At 42.7% G+C, this 18,784-nt stretch carries 15 protein-coding genes and 1 tRNA gene; 9 read left to right on the forward strand and 7 right to left on the reverse strand.

The window, feature by feature from the left end; translation table 11 throughout:
• Positions 1–336 precede the first annotated feature (336 nt).
• Together K1T76_RS10915 and K1T76_RS10920 are read left to right on the forward strand one after the other, a co-directional pair.
• Entirely contained in the window at positions 337–2,571 is a 2,235-nt protein-coding gene (locus K1T76_RS10915) for an NADP-dependent isocitrate dehydrogenase (RefSeq protein ID WP_230245368.1), read from the forward strand.
• A gap of 191 nt (positions 2,572–2,762) precedes the next feature.
• Positions 2,763–3,062 (forward strand): HNH endonuclease, encoded by a 300-nt coding sequence (locus K1T76_RS10920; RefSeq protein WP_230245369.1) that lies wholly within the window; start codon positions 2,763–2,765, stop codon positions 3,060–3,062.
• A 273-nt stretch (positions 3,063–3,335) separates the two neighbouring features.
• On the opposite strand, the gene K1T76_RS10925 is transcribed toward K1T76_RS10920, so the two are convergent.
• Positions 3,336–3,422: transfer RNA gene (locus tag K1T76_RS10925), tRNA-Leu, on the reverse strand.
• Between the two features lie 177 nt (positions 3,423–3,599).
• Between K1T76_RS10925 and queA the strand changes: the two genes are divergently transcribed.
• The 3 genes from queA to K1T76_RS10940 are packed head-to-tail and all read left to right on the forward strand — an operon-like array spanning position 3,600 to position 6,281.
• Complete coding sequence (gene queA, locus K1T76_RS10930; protein WP_070152800.1) at positions 3,600–4,637, forward strand: tRNA preQ1(34) S-adenosylmethionine ribosyltransferase-isomerase QueA; 1,038 nt, start codon at positions 3,600–3,602, stop codon at positions 4,635–4,637.
• Positions 4,638–4,662: 25 nt separating this feature from the next.
• Positions 4,663–5,691, forward strand: a complete 1,029-nt coding sequence (locus K1T76_RS10935) for a hypothetical protein (RefSeq protein WP_230245370.1) — start codon at positions 4,663–4,665, stop codon at positions 5,689–5,691.
• A 23-nt stretch (positions 5,692–5,714) separates the two neighbouring features.
• Complete coding sequence (locus K1T76_RS10940) at positions 5,715–6,281, forward strand: LemA family protein (protein ID WP_230245371.1); 567 nt, start codon at positions 5,715–5,717, stop codon at positions 6,279–6,281.
• A 61-nt stretch (positions 6,282–6,342) separates the two neighbouring features.
• Here the strand turns inward: K1T76_RS10940 and K1T76_RS10945 are convergent, their stop codons facing one another.
• Positions 6,343–7,317, reverse strand: coding sequence for a sensor domain-containing diguanylate cyclase (locus K1T76_RS10945; RefSeq protein ID WP_230245372.1), 975 nt, complete (start codon positions 7,315–7,317; stop codon positions 6,343–6,345).
• Positions 7,318–7,682: 365 nt separating this feature from the next.
• On the opposite strand from K1T76_RS10945, the gene tgt reads away from it, so the two are divergent.
• The 4 genes from tgt (at position 7,683) to secF (ending at position 12,178) form a co-directional block, all read left to right on the forward strand.
• Positions 7,683–8,813, forward strand: a complete 1,131-nt coding sequence (gene tgt, locus K1T76_RS10950) for a tRNA guanosine(34) transglycosylase Tgt (protein ID WP_230245373.1) — start codon at positions 7,683–7,685, stop codon at positions 8,811–8,813.
• A gap of 102 nt (positions 8,814–8,915) precedes the next feature.
• Positions 8,916–9,245, forward strand: coding sequence for a preprotein translocase subunit YajC (gene yajC / locus K1T76_RS10955; RefSeq protein ID WP_004974939.1), 330 nt, complete (start codon positions 8,916–8,918; stop codon positions 9,243–9,245).
• A 51-nt stretch (positions 9,246–9,296) separates the two neighbouring features.
• Positions 9,297–11,192 (forward strand): protein translocase subunit SecD, encoded by a 1,896-nt coding sequence (gene secD / locus K1T76_RS10960; protein WP_230245374.1) that lies wholly within the window; start codon positions 9,297–9,299, stop codon positions 11,190–11,192.
• 8 nt (positions 11,193–11,200) lie between these two features.
• Entirely contained in the window at positions 11,201–12,178 is a 978-nt protein-coding gene (secF, locus tag K1T76_RS10965) for a protein translocase subunit SecF (RefSeq protein WP_230245655.1), read from the forward strand.
• Between the two features lie 93 nt (positions 12,179–12,271).
• Here secF and K1T76_RS10970 read toward each other — a convergent pair whose 3' ends face one another.
• From K1T76_RS10970 to cysM, 5 genes are all read right to left on the reverse strand, one after another.
• Positions 12,272–12,925 (reverse strand): 4'-phosphopantetheinyl transferase family protein, encoded by a 654-nt coding sequence (locus tag K1T76_RS10970; protein WP_019836389.1) that lies wholly within the window; start codon positions 12,923–12,925, stop codon positions 12,272–12,274.
• A gap of 110 nt (positions 12,926–13,035) precedes the next feature.
• Positions 13,036–15,342, reverse strand: a complete 2,307-nt coding sequence (locus K1T76_RS10975) for a RelA/SpoT family protein (RefSeq protein ID WP_230245375.1) — start codon at positions 15,340–15,342, stop codon at positions 13,036–13,038.
• Between the two features lie 29 nt (positions 15,343–15,371).
• Positions 15,372–16,763 carry a 23S rRNA (uracil(1939)-C(5))-methyltransferase RlmD gene (rlmD, locus tag K1T76_RS10980; RefSeq protein ID WP_019836388.1) on the reverse strand — a complete coding sequence of 464 codons (1,392 nt, stop codon included), beginning with the start codon at positions 16,761–16,763 and terminating at the stop codon, positions 15,372–15,374.
• Positions 16,764–16,769: 6 nt separating this feature from the next.
• Positions 16,770–17,645, reverse strand: a complete 876-nt coding sequence (locus K1T76_RS10985) for a 3'-5' exonuclease (RefSeq protein WP_230245376.1) — start codon at positions 17,643–17,645, stop codon at positions 16,770–16,772.
• Positions 17,646–17,688: 43 nt separating this feature from the next.
• Positions 17,689–18,618, reverse strand: coding sequence for a cysteine synthase CysM (gene cysM, locus K1T76_RS10990; RefSeq protein WP_019836386.1), 930 nt, complete (start codon positions 18,616–18,618; stop codon positions 17,689–17,691).
• Between the last annotated feature and the right edge of the window lie 166 nt (positions 18,619–18,784).

The raw sequence follows: 18,784 nt of genomic DNA on the forward strand, positions 1-18,784 counted from the left end.
ATACGACTTAAGTCGAGCCCTCAACTGGTTAATTTATAATAAAATATACATATATTTTTGATGTCATATGTTCATCAAACGATTTGATTAGTATTTCAACACTAAATACTCAAGGCGATTTTTAGGTTTAAACAGGCTCGTTTTTACATTAAGCCGTGTCTTGATTCGCACAAATGCGACACATCATTTCGTAGCGAAATGGCGTCATCACTGTAATTACGTTGACTGAAATGCATAGAGAGTCGATACTCTCAAGGTTAAATTAGGCAAATCGGTTCGCAGGGGCTGAGTCATGATCTCGCTCCTAAAAAACTCAATCAAAGCAAGGGGCTATATATGGCTGGTGGAAAGTCAAAAATCATTTATACACTGACCGATGAGGCGCCATTGTTGGCGACCTACTCTCTACTGCCGATCATTGAGACCTTTACTAAGCCTGCTGGCATCGAGATTGTCAAGAGTGATATCTCTGTCGCAGCACGCGTACTCTCTGAATTCTCGGAATACCTAAGCGAAGAACAGAAGGTAGCCGACAACCTCGCAGAGCTTGGACGTCTCACGCAAGATCCAGATACCAATATCATCAAACTTCCAAACATCAGTGCTTCAGTTGCTCAGTTAGTTGCATGTATCAAGGAATTACAAGCAAAAGGCTATGCAATTCCTGACTATCCTGAAAATGCGGATACTGAAGAAGAGAAAGCTTTACTCGCTCGTTTTGGTAAATGCTTAGGCTCAGCAGTAAACCCTGTATTACGTGAAGGTAACTCTGACCGTCGTGCACCTGCTGCAGTGAAAAACTATGCAAAAAAACACCCTCACTCTATGGGTGAATGGAAGCAATGGTCACAAACTCACGTTTCACACATGGATGAAGGCGACTTCTACCATGGCGAAAAATCAATGACGCTTGACCGCGCACGTAATGTAAAAATGGAACTCATCACTCATTCTGGTGAAACCATTGTACTGAAAGAAAAAGTAGAGTTACTTGACGGCGAAATCATCGATTCTATGTTCATGAGCAAGAAAGCGCTTTGCGACTTCTATGAAAAAGAATTGGATGATTGTAAAGAAGCAGGCATTTTGTTCTCTTTACACGTAAAAGCGACCATGATGAAAGTTTCACACCCAATTGTATTTGGTCACTGTGTGAAAATTTACTATAAAGAAGCGTTTGAAAAACACGGTAAATTGTTTGAAGAACTTGGCATTAACGTCAACAACGGTATGGCAGGTCTTTATGAAAAGATCGAAACCTTACCAACTTCTTTACGTGAAGAAATCATCGAAGATTTACACGCATGCCAAGAACACCGCCCTGCACTTGCAATGGTGGATTCTGCAAAAGGCATCACCAACTTCCACTCTCCAAACGATGTAATTGTAGATGCTTCTATGCCTGCAATGATTCGTGGTGGCGGTAAAATGTGGGGTGCTGACGGCAAGCCTTACGACTGTAAAGCTGTAATGCCTGAGTCTACTTTCGCGCGTATTTACCAAGAAATGATCAATTTCTGTAAGTGGAATGGTAACTTCGACCCACGTACGATGGGCACTGTGCCAAACGTAGGTTTGATGGCGCAAAAAGCTGAAGAATACGGTTCACACGACAAGACTTTTGAAGTTCCTGCTGCGGGTGTTGCAAACATCACTGACATTGACACAGGTGAAGTGTTGATGTCTCAAAACGTGGAAGAAGGCGATATCTGGCGTATGTGTCAGGTGAAAGACGCACCTATTCGCGACTGGGTTAAACTTGCAGTAACTCGTGCACGTAACTCTGGTATGCCAGCAATCTTCTGGTTAGACCCGTACCGTCCACACGAAAACGAAGTGATCAAAAAAGTGCAAAAATACTTAAAAGATCACGACACGACTGGTTTAGACATTCAAATCATGTCTCAAGTACGTGCGATGCGCTATACGCTTGAGCGCGTTGTGCGTGGTTTAGATACCATTTCTGTAACAGGTAACATTTTACGTGACTACCTCACTGACTTGTTCCCAATTATGGAACTTGGTACTTCTGCGAAAATGCTGTCCATCGTTCCGTTAATGGCGGGTGGCGGTATGTACGAAACTGGTGCGGGTGGTTCTGCGCCTAAACACGTACAACAACTTGTTGAAGAAAACCATTTACGTTGGGATTCTTTAGGTGAGTTCCTTGCACTTGCTGCTTCTTTAGAAGAAATGGGCATTAAAGAAAACAATACGCGTGCGAAATTACTTGCATCTACCCTTGATCAAGCGACCAGCAAATTACTGGACAAAGATAAGTCTCCATCACGTCGTACTGGCGAATTGGATAACCGTGGCAGCCACTTCTACTTGGCAAAATTCTGGGCTGAAGAACTTGCTGCGCAAAACCAAGATGCTGAGTTAAAAGCGAAGTTTGCACCGCTTGCACAAACTTTAGCTGCAAATGAAGACAAAATTGTTGCTGAACTTGCTGAAGTACAAGGTAAATCGGTTGATATCGGTGGTTACTACGCAGTAGATCAAGCCAAAGTGAATGCCGTAATGCGTCCAAGCCCAACATTCAATGCTGCTCTTGATGCAGCTCAATAAGTTGATGCAAAACTAACCTAAGTTAGTGATGTAAAAAACCAGCGCTTCGGTGCTGGTTTTTTTACACCCTCATTTATATAGTGTTATGACAACTATTTCATTTAATGCTTAGATCTAAATTTTATGAATGTGAGTTATCAAAGGTTAGGATTTTTCATTCGACTATAGCCATAAAATAAGGACAACCTAAAATGGCAAATTCGTGGGGAATACCAAAGCACATAGAAGATGCGGTCTTGGAGCGAGACCTGTGCTGTGTATATTGCGGCAAAAAGTTTGGCACTGAAAGAGCCAATAAGAAGTCTTGGGAACACATTATCAACGATATAAGAATTACAACCTTAACCAATATTGCAATTTGTTGTGTGGGCTGTAATGCATCTAAAGGCAATAAAGACTTAGCAACTTGGCTCCATTCTGAGAATGCTCGAAAAAGAGGCGTCACCACTGAGACAATTGCAGATGTCATCAAAGTAGCTTTAGATAGTTAATAAAGCTTTTAAGTACTACAAGCCCTATAAGACACCCGATCAATCACATTTGATTATTGTATTGATCTAATAATTTAAGCTTAGCATCTGATTCCACCATGAGTACCAATGAAAAATCAGGTACTCATTTGGGTACTCATTTTCCAAAGTGACCACCTGAATAGTGGCTAATGGAATCATCAAGACTGGAGCTAAAAAATGGCACAACCCATTAATATACAGACAATAAAAAAGCCCCCAAGTCTTAATATGCTTGAGGGCTTTTCCTTTATATGGTCCCGAGGGTCGGACTCGAACCGACACGTCATCTCTGACAGCGGATTTTGAGTCCGCCGCGTCTACCAATTTCACCACCTCGGGTAGGTGTTGATGGGTATCATAAACTTTTTTGACAGCTTGTCAACGTAAGTTCTTTTGCAATTGCTTAAAATTAAATCAGCTGTCATTTTTTTGATTTATAATCGACCAATTTCATCTATAAAACCTAAAAAAGCATATACTAGGCGCAGTTATTCCAGTGATCTAACTTTTTTTATCATGCAACTTTCTGACTTTAATTTTAATCTCCCCGATGAACTCATTGCTCGTTACCCGCTAGCCAGTCGTAGTGCCTCTCGCCTGCTGCATCTTGATGCTCAAGGTCAATATCATGACCACCAATTTACTGACTTGCTGAATTTACTCGAAGCAGGCGATTTACTGATACTTAACGACACCAAAGTCATGAAAGCACGTCTTAAAGGTAAACGTGCCACAGGCGGTGCGGTTGAGGTCTTGGTTGAACGTCTGCAAGATCAATTTATTGCCCATTGTCATATTAAAGCCAGCAACTCACCAAAAGCAGGTGCAGAACTGTTTATTGGGCCTGATGCTGTAAAAGTGACTATTCAAGGACGTCATGAAAATTTATTTATTGTCGAATTTTCACAGCCTATTTTAGACGTGTTAGATGCCTATGGTCAGCTGCCAATTCCACCCTACTTTAACCGCGAAGCCGAAGCGATTGATACCGAACGTTATCAAACCGTATTTAACGACCCAACAAAACTCGCCAGTGTTGCCGCCCCCACTGCTAGCTTGCACTTTGATGAGGCTCTACTTCAACAGTTAGAAGCTAAGGGCATTCAAAAAACCTTTGTGACGTTGCATGTGGGCGCAGGCACATTTCTGCCCGTACGTACTGAAGATATTGCCAATCACATCATGCATAGTGAATGGTGTGAGGTTTCTGAGGCTGCCGTAGCGCTGATTCGTGAAACCAAAGCACGAGGCAACAAAGTTATTTCAGTGGGTACAACTGCCACCCGTGCTGTGGAAAGTGCGGCACAAGCCCATGCAGGCGAACTTGCGGCGTGGTCGGGTGATACGCAAATTTTTATCTACCCAGGTTATCAATTTAAAGTGGTGGATCGTTTGATCACCAATTTCCACTTGCCTGAATCAACCTTATTAATGTTGGTGTCTGCGCTTTCGAGCCGTGAAAATGTCATGCGGGCGTATCAACATGCTGTGGCTGAACGCTATCGTTTCTTTAGTTATGGCGATGCCATGCTGATTGATCAAGCTCAGTCTTAATTTTCAAACTGTAAAAGATATCGCCATGCCGCTCGATACCGTGAAACACTCCATTCATATTCGACGTAAGAAGAATCAGCGGGTATTTCGCAATATCGCTCGGTTATGGGATATAGGAAAAAAAGCGCAAAGCCATCAAGAAATTTTGGATGGTTTGCACCCTTGGCAAGATGACATTACCCTCAAGTTTGAAAATGTTTTGCCTATTTTGCTTGGTATTATGGGGGTGTTGTTCTGCTTATTGCTCTTGATTCAACCGAGCAATATTTGGCTGCAATTTTGTTTACTGATTGGTGTAGTCTGTATTTTTTGGGCATTTATTACCTATGAGCAAGACGACCCGATTGAAGAAGTCATCACCTTTTTAGAACAAGAAAGCATTGCACAGCGCTATCAACTGGCATGGCAGCAACCACCGCAACATCTTGCCCGCACCTTACAACCCGTTTATTTGATTGCCCATTTAAAAAGTCTATTTCCCTTGTTTAATTTAGGGAATCTGTCCAATGAAATTCGCCGTTACGCCAGTACCGTTTGGCAAGATCAACAAGGCAAGCAGCATCAGGTTTTGGTGTTTGAATATCGTTATGTCAGTGAAACCCGCATTAAAGACAAAAATGGCAATGATTATAAAGTCAAAGAAGTGGTGCGCTATTTATCGGGTGTCTTTGTCTTTGATGTGAAAATTCAAGGTTTAGCCATTAGCACCAATAAAAAAACTTTTGGTGCGCCCTACCATGTACCATGGCATACCAGTGACATCCGACTGAATCAAAAACTCAATTTCTTTGGTAGTGATGCGATTCAAATGGCGCGCACACTCAGCCCCGCTCTGGTGTTAAAACTGGATGATTTTTTCCAGCATCAGCAAGGTGATTTGTTATTTCACCCTGAGCGGAACACGCTGTGTTTTTTAGGCAATCGCAACCTGTTTGAAATTTCCAGTAAAGCAAAAAATATTCAAGATATTTCCGCATTGCGTGGACACTTACGCACTTTTAAATTACCTTATTTGGAACAATTACAAACCGATTTAGTTGATTTTCTTGAATAAGAAAATGGTCTTGGGGCAACACTATGGGCATCGCAATTTTTCTTTTGGTCGTTATTGCTATCATCTTGATTGTTATAACAATTCGCAACAATATCGTGCGTCATTTCAATGCCACCATTCGTGCATGGGCAGATGTGACCAGTTTTGAGCGACAGAAATTAAAAACACTCGAAGAACTTGCGCCAGTGGTCGAACAATATGCAGGAATGGAAAAAGGCACTTTAGAAAAAGTGACTGAACTGCGTCAAAATATTATGAACCTAAACATCAACAATGCCGATGTTCATCAATTACAACGTGTTGAAGCCTTAAGCAAAGAATTGATGCGCAGCTTGAATGTGGTGGTCGAAAATTATCCTGAGTTAAAAGCCGATCAACTGTACTTAAAAATGATGCATGAAATTGATGAGCAGAATGAAAATGTCGGTGCTGCAATTACAATTTATAACCGCAATGTTGAACTATTTAATAATTATATACAGGTTTTTCCTAACAACATGATCAATACTGCAACCATAGCCAAAAAACCAGTGCGCGCTTTTCGTGATAACAGTGCAGCGCAAAGTTTTGATTATCGTCCAAACTTTTAAGTTATTTTTGATAGGTCAATAAAACAGCAAGCACGAAGCTTGCTGTTTTTTCAGATTTCAACTAAACACTTGACTGTGTCAGATACTGCACCTGATTACACCCCTTATTTTTTGCCAAATACAATAATTCATCGGCTGAGTGCAGAAAATCGACCACATTGTGATACTGCTGATTTTGATGATGGCTATTTGCGCCAATACTCACAGTGACTTGGGTGATTTCCCCAGTCTTGGTATGTGGAATTTCCAGTGAATATACCGCCTGCCTAAAGTTTTCAGCAAGTTGTACGGCATCTTCCAGCGGCGTTTCAGGCAATAGCACCACAAATTCTTCACCACCAAAGCGAGCCACAAAGTCAGATGCACGTGCAAAGTGTTGTTTAAGCAACTGCGCCACGCTAATCAAACAGTGATCACCTTGTAAATGCCCATAATTGTCGTTATAAGGCTTAAAATGGTCGATGTCGATAAACAGGATAGACAAGGCGTGTTGATGACGTGAAGCACGTTTAAATTCATTCTCTATACACTCGCTGAGCGCCTTTCGATTAGCAACCAAGGTCAGCGGGTCTTGTAAACTCAAAGCCAGATTTTTACGACTCAGCGCTTCAAGTTCCAACTCCATCTGTTTACGTGCAGAAATATCAAACATAAACCCAATAATCGCTACAGTTTCGTCATTTTCACGAATCACATGCACCACATCACGAATCCAGACATAATCTCCTGTAGCGGTTAAGGCACGATAATCAGCTTCGTGGTCTGTACCTTGATCAGACAAACTCACACACATATTTACGGTCTTGTCTCGATCTTCAGAATGCATCCGATCAATCCAATCTTGTGCAGTTTTCCAACTGTCTTGCGTCCAACCCAGTAAAGACTCAATTTGAGGACCGATGTAGCTAAAAGCTTTGGTTTTCCAGTTAATCTGCCACGGAATTGCATTCGTGGTTTCCAAAAGCGTTTTATAGAATTGGTCTTCTTTTAATGCACTGTTTATTTCACTCTTTAATGCACTGTTTATTTCACTCATAGCCCACCCTATGAATTTATTTTAATTACAATGTAACAACTTAAGTGAGCTTTGACTACAATTTGTTCTGTCTTATTGACATTTTCTTCTTCAGCTTTGAAACAACCATGTAGTTGAGCAAAAATAAAGAAACTTACTCAAAATATAAAATCCAAAATAAAGAGTAAGCCTATAAAGAAGAAATTACCCACATATTCAGCAATTTAACCCATGTAAACGCAATGGATTTGAGCAAAATATTTACTCGTAATTTTTACCAAGGAAAACGTATCTCAACTGGCAATTCCGTGCAGAATCTAGGAAAATAGTGCACTTTTAGCATGAACAATCAGCGAACTGTTTTTTCGCCTTGATTTGGAACATATATGAAGTTTGAGAAATTAGGTCAGTCGGGGCGTGCCCGTCGTGGTCGTTTAACGCTTGCTCATGGTGTGGTAGAAACTCCTGTGTTTATGCCTGTCGGAACGTATGGCACAGTCAAAGGCATGCTGCCACGTGATATCGAAGAAATTCAGGCACAAATTATTTTAGGCAATACCTTCCATTTATATTTGCGTCCAGGGCTAGAAGTGATTCAGCAACACGGCGGTCTACACGAATTCATCAAATGGGATAAGCCTATTTTGACTGACTCTGGTGGCTTTCAGGTGTTTAGCTTAGGCGCAATGCGTAAAATTAAAGAAGAAGGTGTGACCTTCCGTTCGCCTATTGATGGGTCAAAGGTTTTTCTTTCGCCTGAAATCTCGATGGAAATTCAAAAAACCTTGAACTCTGACATCGTGATGATTTTTGACGAATGTACGCCTTATCCTGCAACGCATGAAGAAGCACAAAAATCTTTGCAATTGTCTTTACGCTGGGCAAAACGCTGTAAAACCCATCACCATGATGAACTACAAAACAGCAACGCACTGTTCGGGATTATTCAAGGCGGCATGTATGAAGATTTACGTGATGAATCTTTAAATGGCTTACTTGAAATAGGTTTTGATGGTTATGCCATTGGTGGTCTTTCGGTGGGTGAACCGAAAGAAGAAATGATCAAAGTCCTGGATTATTTACCTGCTAAAATGCCAGAAGATAAACCACGTTATTTGATGGGCGTGGGCAAGCCAGAAGACATTGTTGAAGCAATTCGTCGTGGTGTGGATATGTTCGATTGCGTAATGCCAACCCGCAATGCGCGTAATGGTCATTACTTTGTCACCGATGGCTTAGTGCGTATTCGTAACAGTAAGTATCGTCATGACCAAAGCCCGCTCGATCCGCATTGTGATTGCTATACTTGCCAGAATTTTACCCGCGCCTATTTGTTCCATTTAGAAAAATGTGGCGAAATGTTGGGGTCAATGTTGGGCACGATTCACAACTTACGTTATTACCAACGCTTTACCCAAGATATTCGCAATGCCTTAGATAACGGCACTTTCGATGACTTTGTACAGGACTTTTATGCTCGCCGTGGTCTAGAAGTACCGCCTTGTCCTGAAGATTAGTCTTTTCAGTATTTGCGCTGAGTAAAAAGACAAGGTAAATTGCAGAACAAACCCATTTATTATCAGATCACTGATCGCCAGTTTTTAGTTTAGGAAAATGAAATGAGCCTTTTTATTTCGACCGCTCACGCAGCAGGTGAAGCTGCACAACAACCAAGCCTTGTGGCTAACCTTTTAATGATTGCAGTCTTCATTGCAATTTTCTACTTCCTGATTTGGCGTCCACAATCAAAGCGTGCCAAAGAGCATCGCACACTGATTGAAAGCTTGGGCGTAGGCAGTGAAGTGGTATTCGCAGGTGGTCTTATGGGTAAAATCACTAAAATTGAAGGTGATTTTGCAGTGGTAGAGCTGAACCGTGGTGTAGAAGTAAAAGTACAACGCGCGAGTGTCATTTCAGTTCTTCCTGAAGGCACATTAAACAACCTTTAATCAAAAAGAGTCGTGCTCACGCACGACTTTTTCATTTTAAGAAGAAAATAAATGCGTTACCCAGCATGGAAATATCTGCTCATCCTTGTTGTTCTTGTGGTGAGTACATTATATGCCCTGCCTAGCTTGTATCCAGATGAACCTGCTGTTCAAATTTCAGGTGCCAAAGCTGGTACCCAAATTGATCAAAGCATCATACAAAAAGCAGAGCAAATTTTACAATCAGAAAATATTGCCAGTCATGACAACAGCTTTACCAACAATGCCGCATTGTTGCGTTTAGACACCTCAGAAGCCCAACTCAAAGCCAAAGAAGCTTTACGTCGCGGTTTGGGGGATGACTATGTCGTGGCGCTGAACCTTGCGCCAACCACACCAGAATGGCTACAAAAAATTGGTGCAAAACCAATGAAGCTAGGTCTGGACTTACGTGGTGGTGTGCACTTCTTATTAGAAGTGGATATGGACAAGGCCATCAGCCAACGTATGGAAACTTCAGCCGCCGATTTACGCCGTCAATTGCGTGACAACAAGCTGAAATTTAATAGCCTTTCGCTGAACAACAACACCATCACCCTACAGTTTGCCAATAATGCAGACCGTGATGCGGTGATGGATTTCTTGCGTCGTAACGGCAATGAGTACACGCAGCAAGCCGTAGCCACCTCAGAAGGTTCTAGCTTACGTCTGAACTATACAGATGTTCGTAAACAGGAAATTCAGTCGTATGCGGTCAATCAGAACTTAACCACTTTACGTAACCGTATTAACGAGTTAGGTGTGGCTGAGGCTTTGGTGCAAACCCAAGGTAGCAACCGTATTGTGGTGGAATTGCCAGGCGTACAAGATACGGCTGAAGCGAAGCGTGTTTTGGGTCGTACTGCGAACCTCGAATTCCGCTTGGTGTCTGACTTAAATGATCAATATATTGATCCATACACAGGTCAGCTTACAGGTCCTGTACCACCTGGCACAGAAGCTTTTGCCTTTGAATCTTTGGACAGTGGCCGCCAAATATTATTGAACCGTAGTCGTATTTTAACGGGTGAGCGTGTTCAAAATGCGTCAAGTGGCTTTAGCCAAGATACAGGCGGTGCTGAAGTTAACATTACCCTAGATGCTGCGGGCGGCAAGCTCATGGCAGATGCGACGCGCAACGCTGTGGGTAAACGTATGGCGGTATTGTTTATTGAAAATAAACAACGCATTAGCTATGTGACCGATGAAAATGGTACACAAACTGAAGTACGTACCCCGTACACCGAATCTGTCGTCATTAATGCTGCAACCATTCAGGCGGTATTGGGTTCACAGTTCCGTATTACAGGCCTAGATTCTCCACAAGAAGCCTCTGAATTGGCATTAATGCTTCGTGCAGGTGCCTTAGCAGCGCCAATGTACTTTGTCGAAGAACGTGTGATTGGTCCAAGCTTGGGTCAAGAAAACATTGATAAAGGTGTATTGTCGACTCAGATTGGCTTCATTTTGGTGGCAATCTGGATGGTGGTGTTCTTCCGCCTGTTTGGTTTGATTGCCAACTTCGCTTTAGTGTTTAACTTAGCCATGATTTTAACCGTCATGTCTTGGATTGGTGCTTCACTCACCTTACCAGGTATTGCGGGTATCGTGATCACTATTGGTATGGCGGTGGATGCCAACGTCTTGATTTGTGAGCGAATACGAGAAGAAATTAAGTGGGGCGCCTCGCCAAAACAAGCGATTGTGGCAGGTTATGACCGAGCGTATAACACTATTTTCGATTCGAACTTAACCACATTCTTGGTGGCATTCATTCTGTTTGCGATTGGTACAGGCCCAATCAAAGGCTTTGCGGTGACCCTCATGATTGGTATTGTCTGCTCGATGTTTACTGCAATTACAGTCACCCGTGCAATTGTACAAATCATTTATGGCAAAAAACGTAACTTGAAAAAGTTGAGCATTTAAGGAGATCACTGATGACTGAGAATACTCAACTGCCTTCAAAAAAATACGGTCGCCCTGATGATGAGCGCGTGATTCCGTTTATGAAGATTGCTTTGCCAGCGGCATTGCTTTCTATTCTACTTACGGTTGCTAGCATCTTCTTTATTGCCACTAAAGGTTTAAATTTAGGTTTGGACTTTACTGGCGGTATTGCGGCAGAACTTAACTATAGCAACCCTGTCAAAGCGACTGATGTATCTAATGCTTTAATCAAAGCAGGCTTCAATGACCCTGTGGTACAAACACTGGGCTCTGACCGCGACCTCATGGTACGTATGCCTGTACAAGACGATGTAGAAGCCGAAGACCTAACCAAAGCGATTACCGCTGCGGTACAGTTGCCAAATAATGCAGCAACCGTTCCTAAAGTTGATGTGGTGGGTGGTCAAGTCGGTAATGAGCTATATGTGCGTTCTGCGGGCGCTGTCGCTTTAGCGCTATTATTGATGCTGGTTTACGTCACCATTCGCTTTGAATTCAAATTGGCAATGGGTGCGGTACTGTCATTGTTCCACGATATTATTGTAACACTGGGTATTTTTGCCATGATGCAATGGCCATTTGACCTGACTGTATTGGCAGCGTTATTGGCAATTATTGGCTTCTCACTTAACGATAACATTGTTGTATCTGACCGTATTCGTGAAAACTTCCGTAAAATCCGTGGTGCAACACCGCTTGAAGTGGTGAACATTGCACTGACAGAAACTTTACGTCGTACCATTCACACCTCTATGACCCTATTATTGGTTGTAGTCGCAATGATGATCATGGGCGGTGATGGTCTGAAATGGTTCTCGATTGCCATGTTTGTCGGTGTATTTGTCGGAACATATTCATCTATTTACATTGGTACAGCCTTTGCCTTATGGCGCGGTTTGAACCGTCAGGACTTCATTGTTCAAGTTAAACCAGAATTTGAGGGTGAAGAGCAAGAAATTCCTTAATATATTTCTACTGACACCAACAAAAAAAAAGCCTATCTTTGGATAGGCTTTTTTGTGGCTAGACGTTGCGACATTTGCTCTGATATTGCGATGCTAATGCCGAATAATATCAATCTGTGGAAACTGAAAGCCTGCGCAGGAGGGTGCAGCTCGCCATGCTACAGTCAGCATACAATCTGGTAAACGAAAGTTTTGATAAGCAAAATGTCCAATCTGTGGATGATGACAAAGACCGCCCTGTGCACTGGGATGCATCCGGGTATCTAACTCATTTAGGCTTAAACGAATCCCCAACCCCGATGCTTTCAGCACCGCCTCTTTGGTTGTCCAGACACGAAACCAATAATCGGCGTCATGTTCCAAATCTTGCCAGTATTTGAGTTCGTTGGGATGAAACGCATGTTGCGCCAAGGCATCAAAACGCACCTTACGGTCTAAATCTTCAATGTCTATCCCAACATCTGACAACTCAAAACTGCTTGCCAATGCATAATGTTGGCGGCTATGACTATGGTTAAATTGCAATTGAGGGAATGTCATCAAAAATGGTTTGCCATGCACATTGCGCTGAATATCACTATTTTGAATATTCTGTGCTAAATATTTTGAGAGCAATTGATTCCGATAACGGTAAATCGCCTGCTTTAGCTGCTGAATTTGTTCTGTTCGTGAATCTGTTGCAGCAGGAACAAAAATTTTATGAATACGGCACACATCTATATGAATTTTTTTAGCTGTTTTACCCATCCTGAATATACCTAATCCTTTCGCTTTAACCCACAGCAAATTGAAATTTACACCCCAAGCCATATAGAAAAAAACCAGCTCAATGCTGGTTTTTTTAGAAGCGATTTTGATTAACTCCCCTGCACCAAACGGCGTGCACTGATAATACCAGGTTGCTGCTCCAAACGTGCCAACAGACGAGAAAGTTGCGCCAAGCCTTTGACCTCAATCAACAATTTCATATTGGCAATTCCATCATTTTCAGAAATAGTATTCACCTGACGAATGTTAATTTGATCGGCAAAAATCACTTGAGTTAAGTCTTTGAGCAAACCACGGCGGTCGTAGGCTTCCACCACAATCTGCACGCTTTGACCACGGGTTGGCTGCATTTCCCAGTCAGCTTCGACTGCACGTTCAGGTCCATTGCCAATCATGCGCACATAGTCTGAACACGCTACTTTATGAATACTCACGCCACGATTGAGAGTGATATACCCCGCAATCGCCTCACCATGCACGGGCTGACAGCATTGTGCGATATGCAGTTCAACGTTATCCAAACCATCAATCAAAATACCATGTGCCGATAAGGTATGGCTGGCTCGTGGATTCAAAGTCGGCTTCAACACCAGTTCAGGTTCATCCTGATCTAAGTGCATGTGACGATTGACCTGATTAATTAAAGCATGCAGGCTAATATCACCATTAACCAAACCAATCAGAATATCTTCACCAGTTTTGACATTAAAGTGATTGCAATAATCATTTAGATCAATACTTTTTGGATGAATCGCCAAACGAGAAAGCTCTTTGTTGAGTACTTCACGCCCTACTTCTAGATTTTTACTGCGGTCCTGCTGTCTAAACCAATGACGCAGTTTATCGCGCGCACGTGCCGTTTTAATATATCCTAAAGAGTTTACCAACCAATCACGGTTCGGTTCACGGTCTTTTTTGGTCAAAATCTCGACCTGCTCCCCTGTTTTTAAGCTATAGGTGAGCGGTACATAGCGCTGATTGACCCGCGCAGCATAACATTTGTTACCCACTTCGGTATGCACATGATAGGCAAAGTCCAGCACTGTTGAGCCACGAGGTAATTCTTTAATATCACCATCACGGCTGAATACATAAATTTTTTCAAAATCTTCAAACTCTTGGATTTGTTCAAAGTTTTCAGAATCATCATCTTCTTTATGTGCACTGGCATCGTTACGTTCCTGATAGTGCTCTAAAACAGAACGCAAAGAATGTAAACGATGATTGAACGAGTGGTCTGTGGTTTTAGAACCTTCTTTATAATTGAAGTGCGAACATACCCCCAGCTCGGCTTCTTCGTGCATATCCAAAGTACGAATTTGCACTTCAAGCGACTTGTTTTCTGCAATCACTGCAGTATGCAATGAGCGATAACCATTGGCTTTTGGATTGGTAATGTAATCATCAAACTGGTGCGGAATATGCCGCCACAATTGATGTACGATACCCAACGAGTGATAGCACTCTGGAATGGTTTTCACCAAAACACGTACAGCACGAATGTCATAGAGCTGGTCAAAGCTGAGGCTTTTACTCTTCATTTTTCGATAAATCGAATAAATATGTTTCACCCGTCCACTAATTTCGGCATGAATCCCGTTATTGCCTAGCTCTGTACGCAATTGCTCAATTACGCTTTGAATGTAATTTTCACGTTCTAAACGCTTTTCATTCAGCAATGTTGCAATTTCTTTATAACGGTCTGGTGCCAAATAACGGAATGCTAAATCTTCGAGTTCCCATTTCAGTTGGGCAATCCCTAAACGGTGTGCCAATGGCGAGTAAATGGTTAAAATTTCCCGCGCCACACGCTCCTGACGTTCTTTGGAAGCAGTTGCCAACTCACGTAATGAATAAGTACGTTCTGCCAGTTTAATTAACACCACGCGCACATCTTCTGTCATGGAAATCAGCATTTTATAAATGCCTGTTAAATGTTCACGCTGGTTATTATTAAAGTGGTCTTCTAAACGCTTATTTTTCTCAATCAGTTCAGACAACTTACCCATCGACAAGGTGCCTTTGATCAAGCCGTACACTGCTTCACCAAATTTTTCACGCACATCATCTAACTGTAGGACATTTTCACGCACACTACGATAGAGCACCGCTGCAGACAAAGTATCTTCATCGACATGTAAGTGCGCCAAAATATTCGCCATCTCAATACCTGTATACAAGGTATGCGATGGATGACTAACGTCTGTTTCTAACTCTTTTTTTAGGTTGTAATGGGCAACGCGTTCTAATTGTTCAAGTGCCGCCCCATCGTAAATCCCGCGTACTCGGTCTAGCCATTCTGCTAAATCCTGTCGGGCTTGCTCGGCATGTTCTACAGTCGTTTCCTCAGACAGTTCATTTAAACGCCCAGGAAGTTGTTCACGTACTGTGACCATACCCTTCTCCTACCTCTATGTACTTCATATTATAAATCGTTTATTTGCTTTTCTTTCTGAAACAAGGCAATGGATTCAACGTGACCCGTATGGGTAAACATGTCCATCACACCTGCTTTTTTCAATTGATAGCCCTGCTTGACCAATACACCTGCATCCCTTGCGAGTGTGGCTGGATTACACGACACATAAACGATTCTATCTGCACCAAATTTGGGCACATAATGCATCACCTCCTCTGCACCTGAGCGCGGAGGGTCAATTAATAATGCCTCAAATCCTTGATTTGCCCAAGAATGATGCGAAAAATCTTTTGTTAAATCTTGTGAATAAAACCTAACATGATCTAAATCATTGCGCTGTGCATTTTCTGCACCACGCTGCACCATCTGCTCAGAACCTTCAACTGCAACCACTGATCCTGTCGCACCAACGCAGCGCGCCAGTGGTAAAGAAAAGTTGCCCAATCCACAAAACAGATCAAGCACCCGATCACCTGATTTTAACTCAAGCAAATCGCATGCCAGCTTCACCATCTGTGGGTTAATGGTTGAATTAACCTGAGTAAAGTCTTGCGGATGAAAGCCAAAATCTACATCAAAATCATCTAAACGATAATGCAAACGCATAGGCGCGTATGGATCATCAACCCGATGTAAACTGTCTGGGCCTTCAGGTTGCAAATACAATTGCCAATGTTTCTGTAACGCAAATTGTTGTAATTGGTTGACATCGGCTGCAGATAATTTTTCTGTATGCCGTACCACCAAAGCAATCTCTTGATCTCCCATGGCCAATTCTATATGACCAATATGGGCTTTGCCTGTTAGACTTTGGAGTAGCTGCTTAAGACAAGTCAAAGAACCAAAAGCCTGATCAAGCACCAAGCAACGATCAATGCTGGTCAGTTTGTTGCTGTTGCGCTCACGAAAACCGACCACCAATTTATCTTGATTGGGCAAATAACGCACACCAACACGTGCTTTACGACGATAATCTTCACGTTTTGAACGTAATGGCGCAAGCCACTCTTCAGGCTGCACCTGCGCAAAGTGCTGCAAGTGTGACTGCAACACTTGTTGCTTTAATCGAATCTGCTCATCCACCTGAATATGCTGCATGCTGCAACCACCACATTGTTGATAATGCGGACATGGCGGAGCTACCCGCAAAGCTGACGGCTCACCTAGTACTTCTAAACATTCGGCTTGTTCTAAACGCTTGTTACTTTGAGTAATTTTGGCGCGTACAGTTTCACCGGGCAAAGCTCCTTCAATAAACACCGTTTTACCGTGCTTTTCAGCAGGATGACCCGACTGAGCTGTATAGTGTGCAATCCCTCGCCCTTCATGTGACAACGATTCCACATCAAAGCAATACTCAGCCTGCTGCGTGGTACGGTTTTTACTGCGATGCTTCATATCAGTCTAAATATCGGAAGATGGGGAAGATTGAAAAGGCATCACGGGTTCATTTGAAGACGTGCTGACACTTTTTTCAGGAAAATCTGTACGGGTAAATTCAGTTTGCTGCGAACTGTGCTGCCACACGCTTAAAAAGTCTGCATGCTGCGGCTGGGTATGCAAATAATGAATGGTGTGCTGTACCCATTGAGTATGCTCTTCAAGCAGTAATTGCCCTTTGAGCAGCAGCCAACGCAGGTAAATGAGCCAAGTATTTAAGACATCGCCTTCACAATAACGCGTCAGCCTCGACCATTCACCGCTTTGCATAAATGCAGGAACATGATAGCCCGCATCTACGCGTTTACCTGGAAAACCTAACAAATAGGCAATGTCATCCAACTTTTGAAAATGACGACCATTAAACATGGCCATCACATCCATTAAATCGACATGACGCTGATGGTAACGGTTTTGATAATTGTTATAGCGCTTTTGCTGATCAATCTCACCCTGATCAAATAAACTTGGTGCAGACAGCCCATGATACATGGCACGGAATAAAATCACTGGCAAATCAAACTGCGAACCGTTCCAACTGACCAAAGTTGGATGACGCTTATCAAAAATAGACAAAAACTTTTTCAGCATTGCTGCTTCACTGTCTTGTTCTCGGCTAAATGAAAACAGTTTCATGCCGTGTTCATCAATCCACAAGCCTGAAATGCAGACTATTTCATGCAAAGGCAGACGCTGAAAATCGGTGCCCGCTTCTTGCCGACGCAGTTTCATCAACGCCTGTTCAAGCTCAGCCTCAGGTAAATTCAGCTGATATAAATGCGCGCCTGACTTCAAATCGGTAACGGTTTCAATATCGAAAATCAGCACAGGTAAACGCATACGATTTCACTCAGTCAGCTACAAAGAAATGAATGCTTTTCGGCTATTCAGGGTCTTGAACAGAGAATAACCCTGTCGATAAATAACGGTCACCACGGTCACAAATAATGCACACGATGACTGCATCTGGATTTTCTTCAGCAATTTTTAATGCCGCCCAAACCGCACCACCTGAAGATGTTCCCGCACTGATGCCTTCTTTTTGTGCCAGTCTGCGCATGGTTTTTTCAGCTTCAATTTGCGGAATATCAATAATACGATCAACACGGCTACGGTCAAAAATAGTCGGTAAATAGGCTTCAGGCCAGCGACGGATACCTGCAATGCTTGAACCGTCAGAAGGCTGTAAACCAATAATTTGAATATCTGGATTTTGTTCTTTTAAATATTTAGACACGCCCATAATAGTGCCTGTGGTACCCATAGAGCTGACAAAGTGAGTGATTTTTCCACCCGTTTGCTGCCAAATTTCAGGGCCTGTAGTCAGATAGTGTGCCTGCACATTGTCAGGATTACCAAATTGATTCAGCACCAAGCCTTTGCCTTCACGTTGCATTTGCAAAGCCAAATCACGTGCACCTTCCATGCCTTGGGCTTTGGTCACTTCAATCAGTTCTGCCCCATAAGCCCGCATAGCATCTTTACGCTCCTGACTCATATTATCAGGCATGATCAGCTGCATTTTATAACCACGCATGGCTGCTACCATTGCCAAAGCAATGCCTGTGTTACCACTGGTTGCTTCAATTAAAGTATCGCCAGGTCGAATTTCACCGCGTTTTTCTGCCTGCATAATCATGTTATAGGCAGGACGGTCTTTGACCGAACCCGCAGGGTTATTTCCTTCCAGTTTTGCCAAAACCGTTGCCTGCGTATGCTGAGCCAAACGCTGCAAACGCACCAATGGGGTTTTGCCCACATAATGGTCTAATAAAAACTCATCACTTTGGAAATCTGGTTGGGTATCACGCATGCTCTGTACCAATATTAAGGTGGGCTTATTGTATGAAATAATGCACCTTCCTGCACGTTTTTCACTGGCTTTTTCTCAAATCGACAAGAGTCTGCCGAGAATTTATGCATTCCTTTACATCGTTGCGGCCCCTCATTGCTTTGACTTATTTTTTATTGCTTCATCC

It is taken from the genome of Acinetobacter sp. PW68 (genome assembly GCF_020982655.1).
Classification (GTDB): Bacteria; Pseudomonadota; Gammaproteobacteria; order Pseudomonadales; family Moraxellaceae; genus Acinetobacter; species Acinetobacter towneri_A.

Coding starts and splice junctions, on each gene's coding strand:
- K1T76_RS10940 (WP_230245371.1), top strand. CDS start 5,715: ATGGGCATCGCAATTTTTCTTTTGGTCGTTATTGCTATCATCTTGATT.
- rlmD (WP_019836388.1), bottom strand. CDS start 16,763: ATGAAGCATCGCAGTAAAAACCGTACCACGCAGCAGGCTGAGTATTGC.
- yajC (WP_004974939.1), top strand. CDS start 8,916: ATGAGCCTTTTTATTTCGACCGCTCACGCAGCAGGTGAAGCTGCACAA.
- K1T76_RS10945 (WP_230245372.1), bottom strand. CDS start 7,317: ATGAGTGAAATAAACAGTGCATTAAAGAGTGAAATAAACAGTGCATTA.
- K1T76_RS10935 (WP_230245370.1), top strand. CDS start 4,663: ATGCCGCTCGATACCGTGAAACACTCCATTCATATTCGACGTAAGAAG.
- K1T76_RS10975 (WP_230245375.1), bottom strand. CDS start 15,342: ATGGTCACAGTACGTGAACAACTTCCTGGGCGTTTAAATGAACTGTCT.
- queA (WP_070152800.1), top strand. CDS start 3,600: ATGCAACTTTCTGACTTTAATTTTAATCTCCCCGATGAACTCATTGCT.
- cysM (WP_019836386.1), bottom strand. CDS start 18,618: ATGCGTGATACCCAACCAGATTTCCAAAGTGATGAGTTTTTATTAGAC.
- K1T76_RS10970 (WP_019836389.1), bottom strand. CDS start 12,925: ATGGGTAAAACAGCTAAAAAAATTCATATAGATGTGTGCCGTATTCAT.
- K1T76_RS10920 (WP_230245369.1), top strand. CDS start 2,763: ATGGCAAATTCGTGGGGAATACCAAAGCACATAGAAGATGCGGTCTTG.
- K1T76_RS10915 (WP_230245368.1), top strand. CDS start 337: ATGGCTGGTGGAAAGTCAAAAATCATTTATACACTGACCGATGAGGCG.
- tgt (WP_230245373.1), top strand. CDS start 7,683: ATGAAGTTTGAGAAATTAGGTCAGTCGGGGCGTGCCCGTCGTGGTCGT.
- K1T76_RS10985 (WP_230245376.1), bottom strand. CDS start 17,645: ATGCGTTTACCTGTGCTGATTTTCGATATTGAAACCGTTACCGATTTG.
- secD (WP_230245374.1), top strand. CDS start 9,297: ATGCGTTACCCAGCATGGAAATATCTGCTCATCCTTGTTGTTCTTGTG.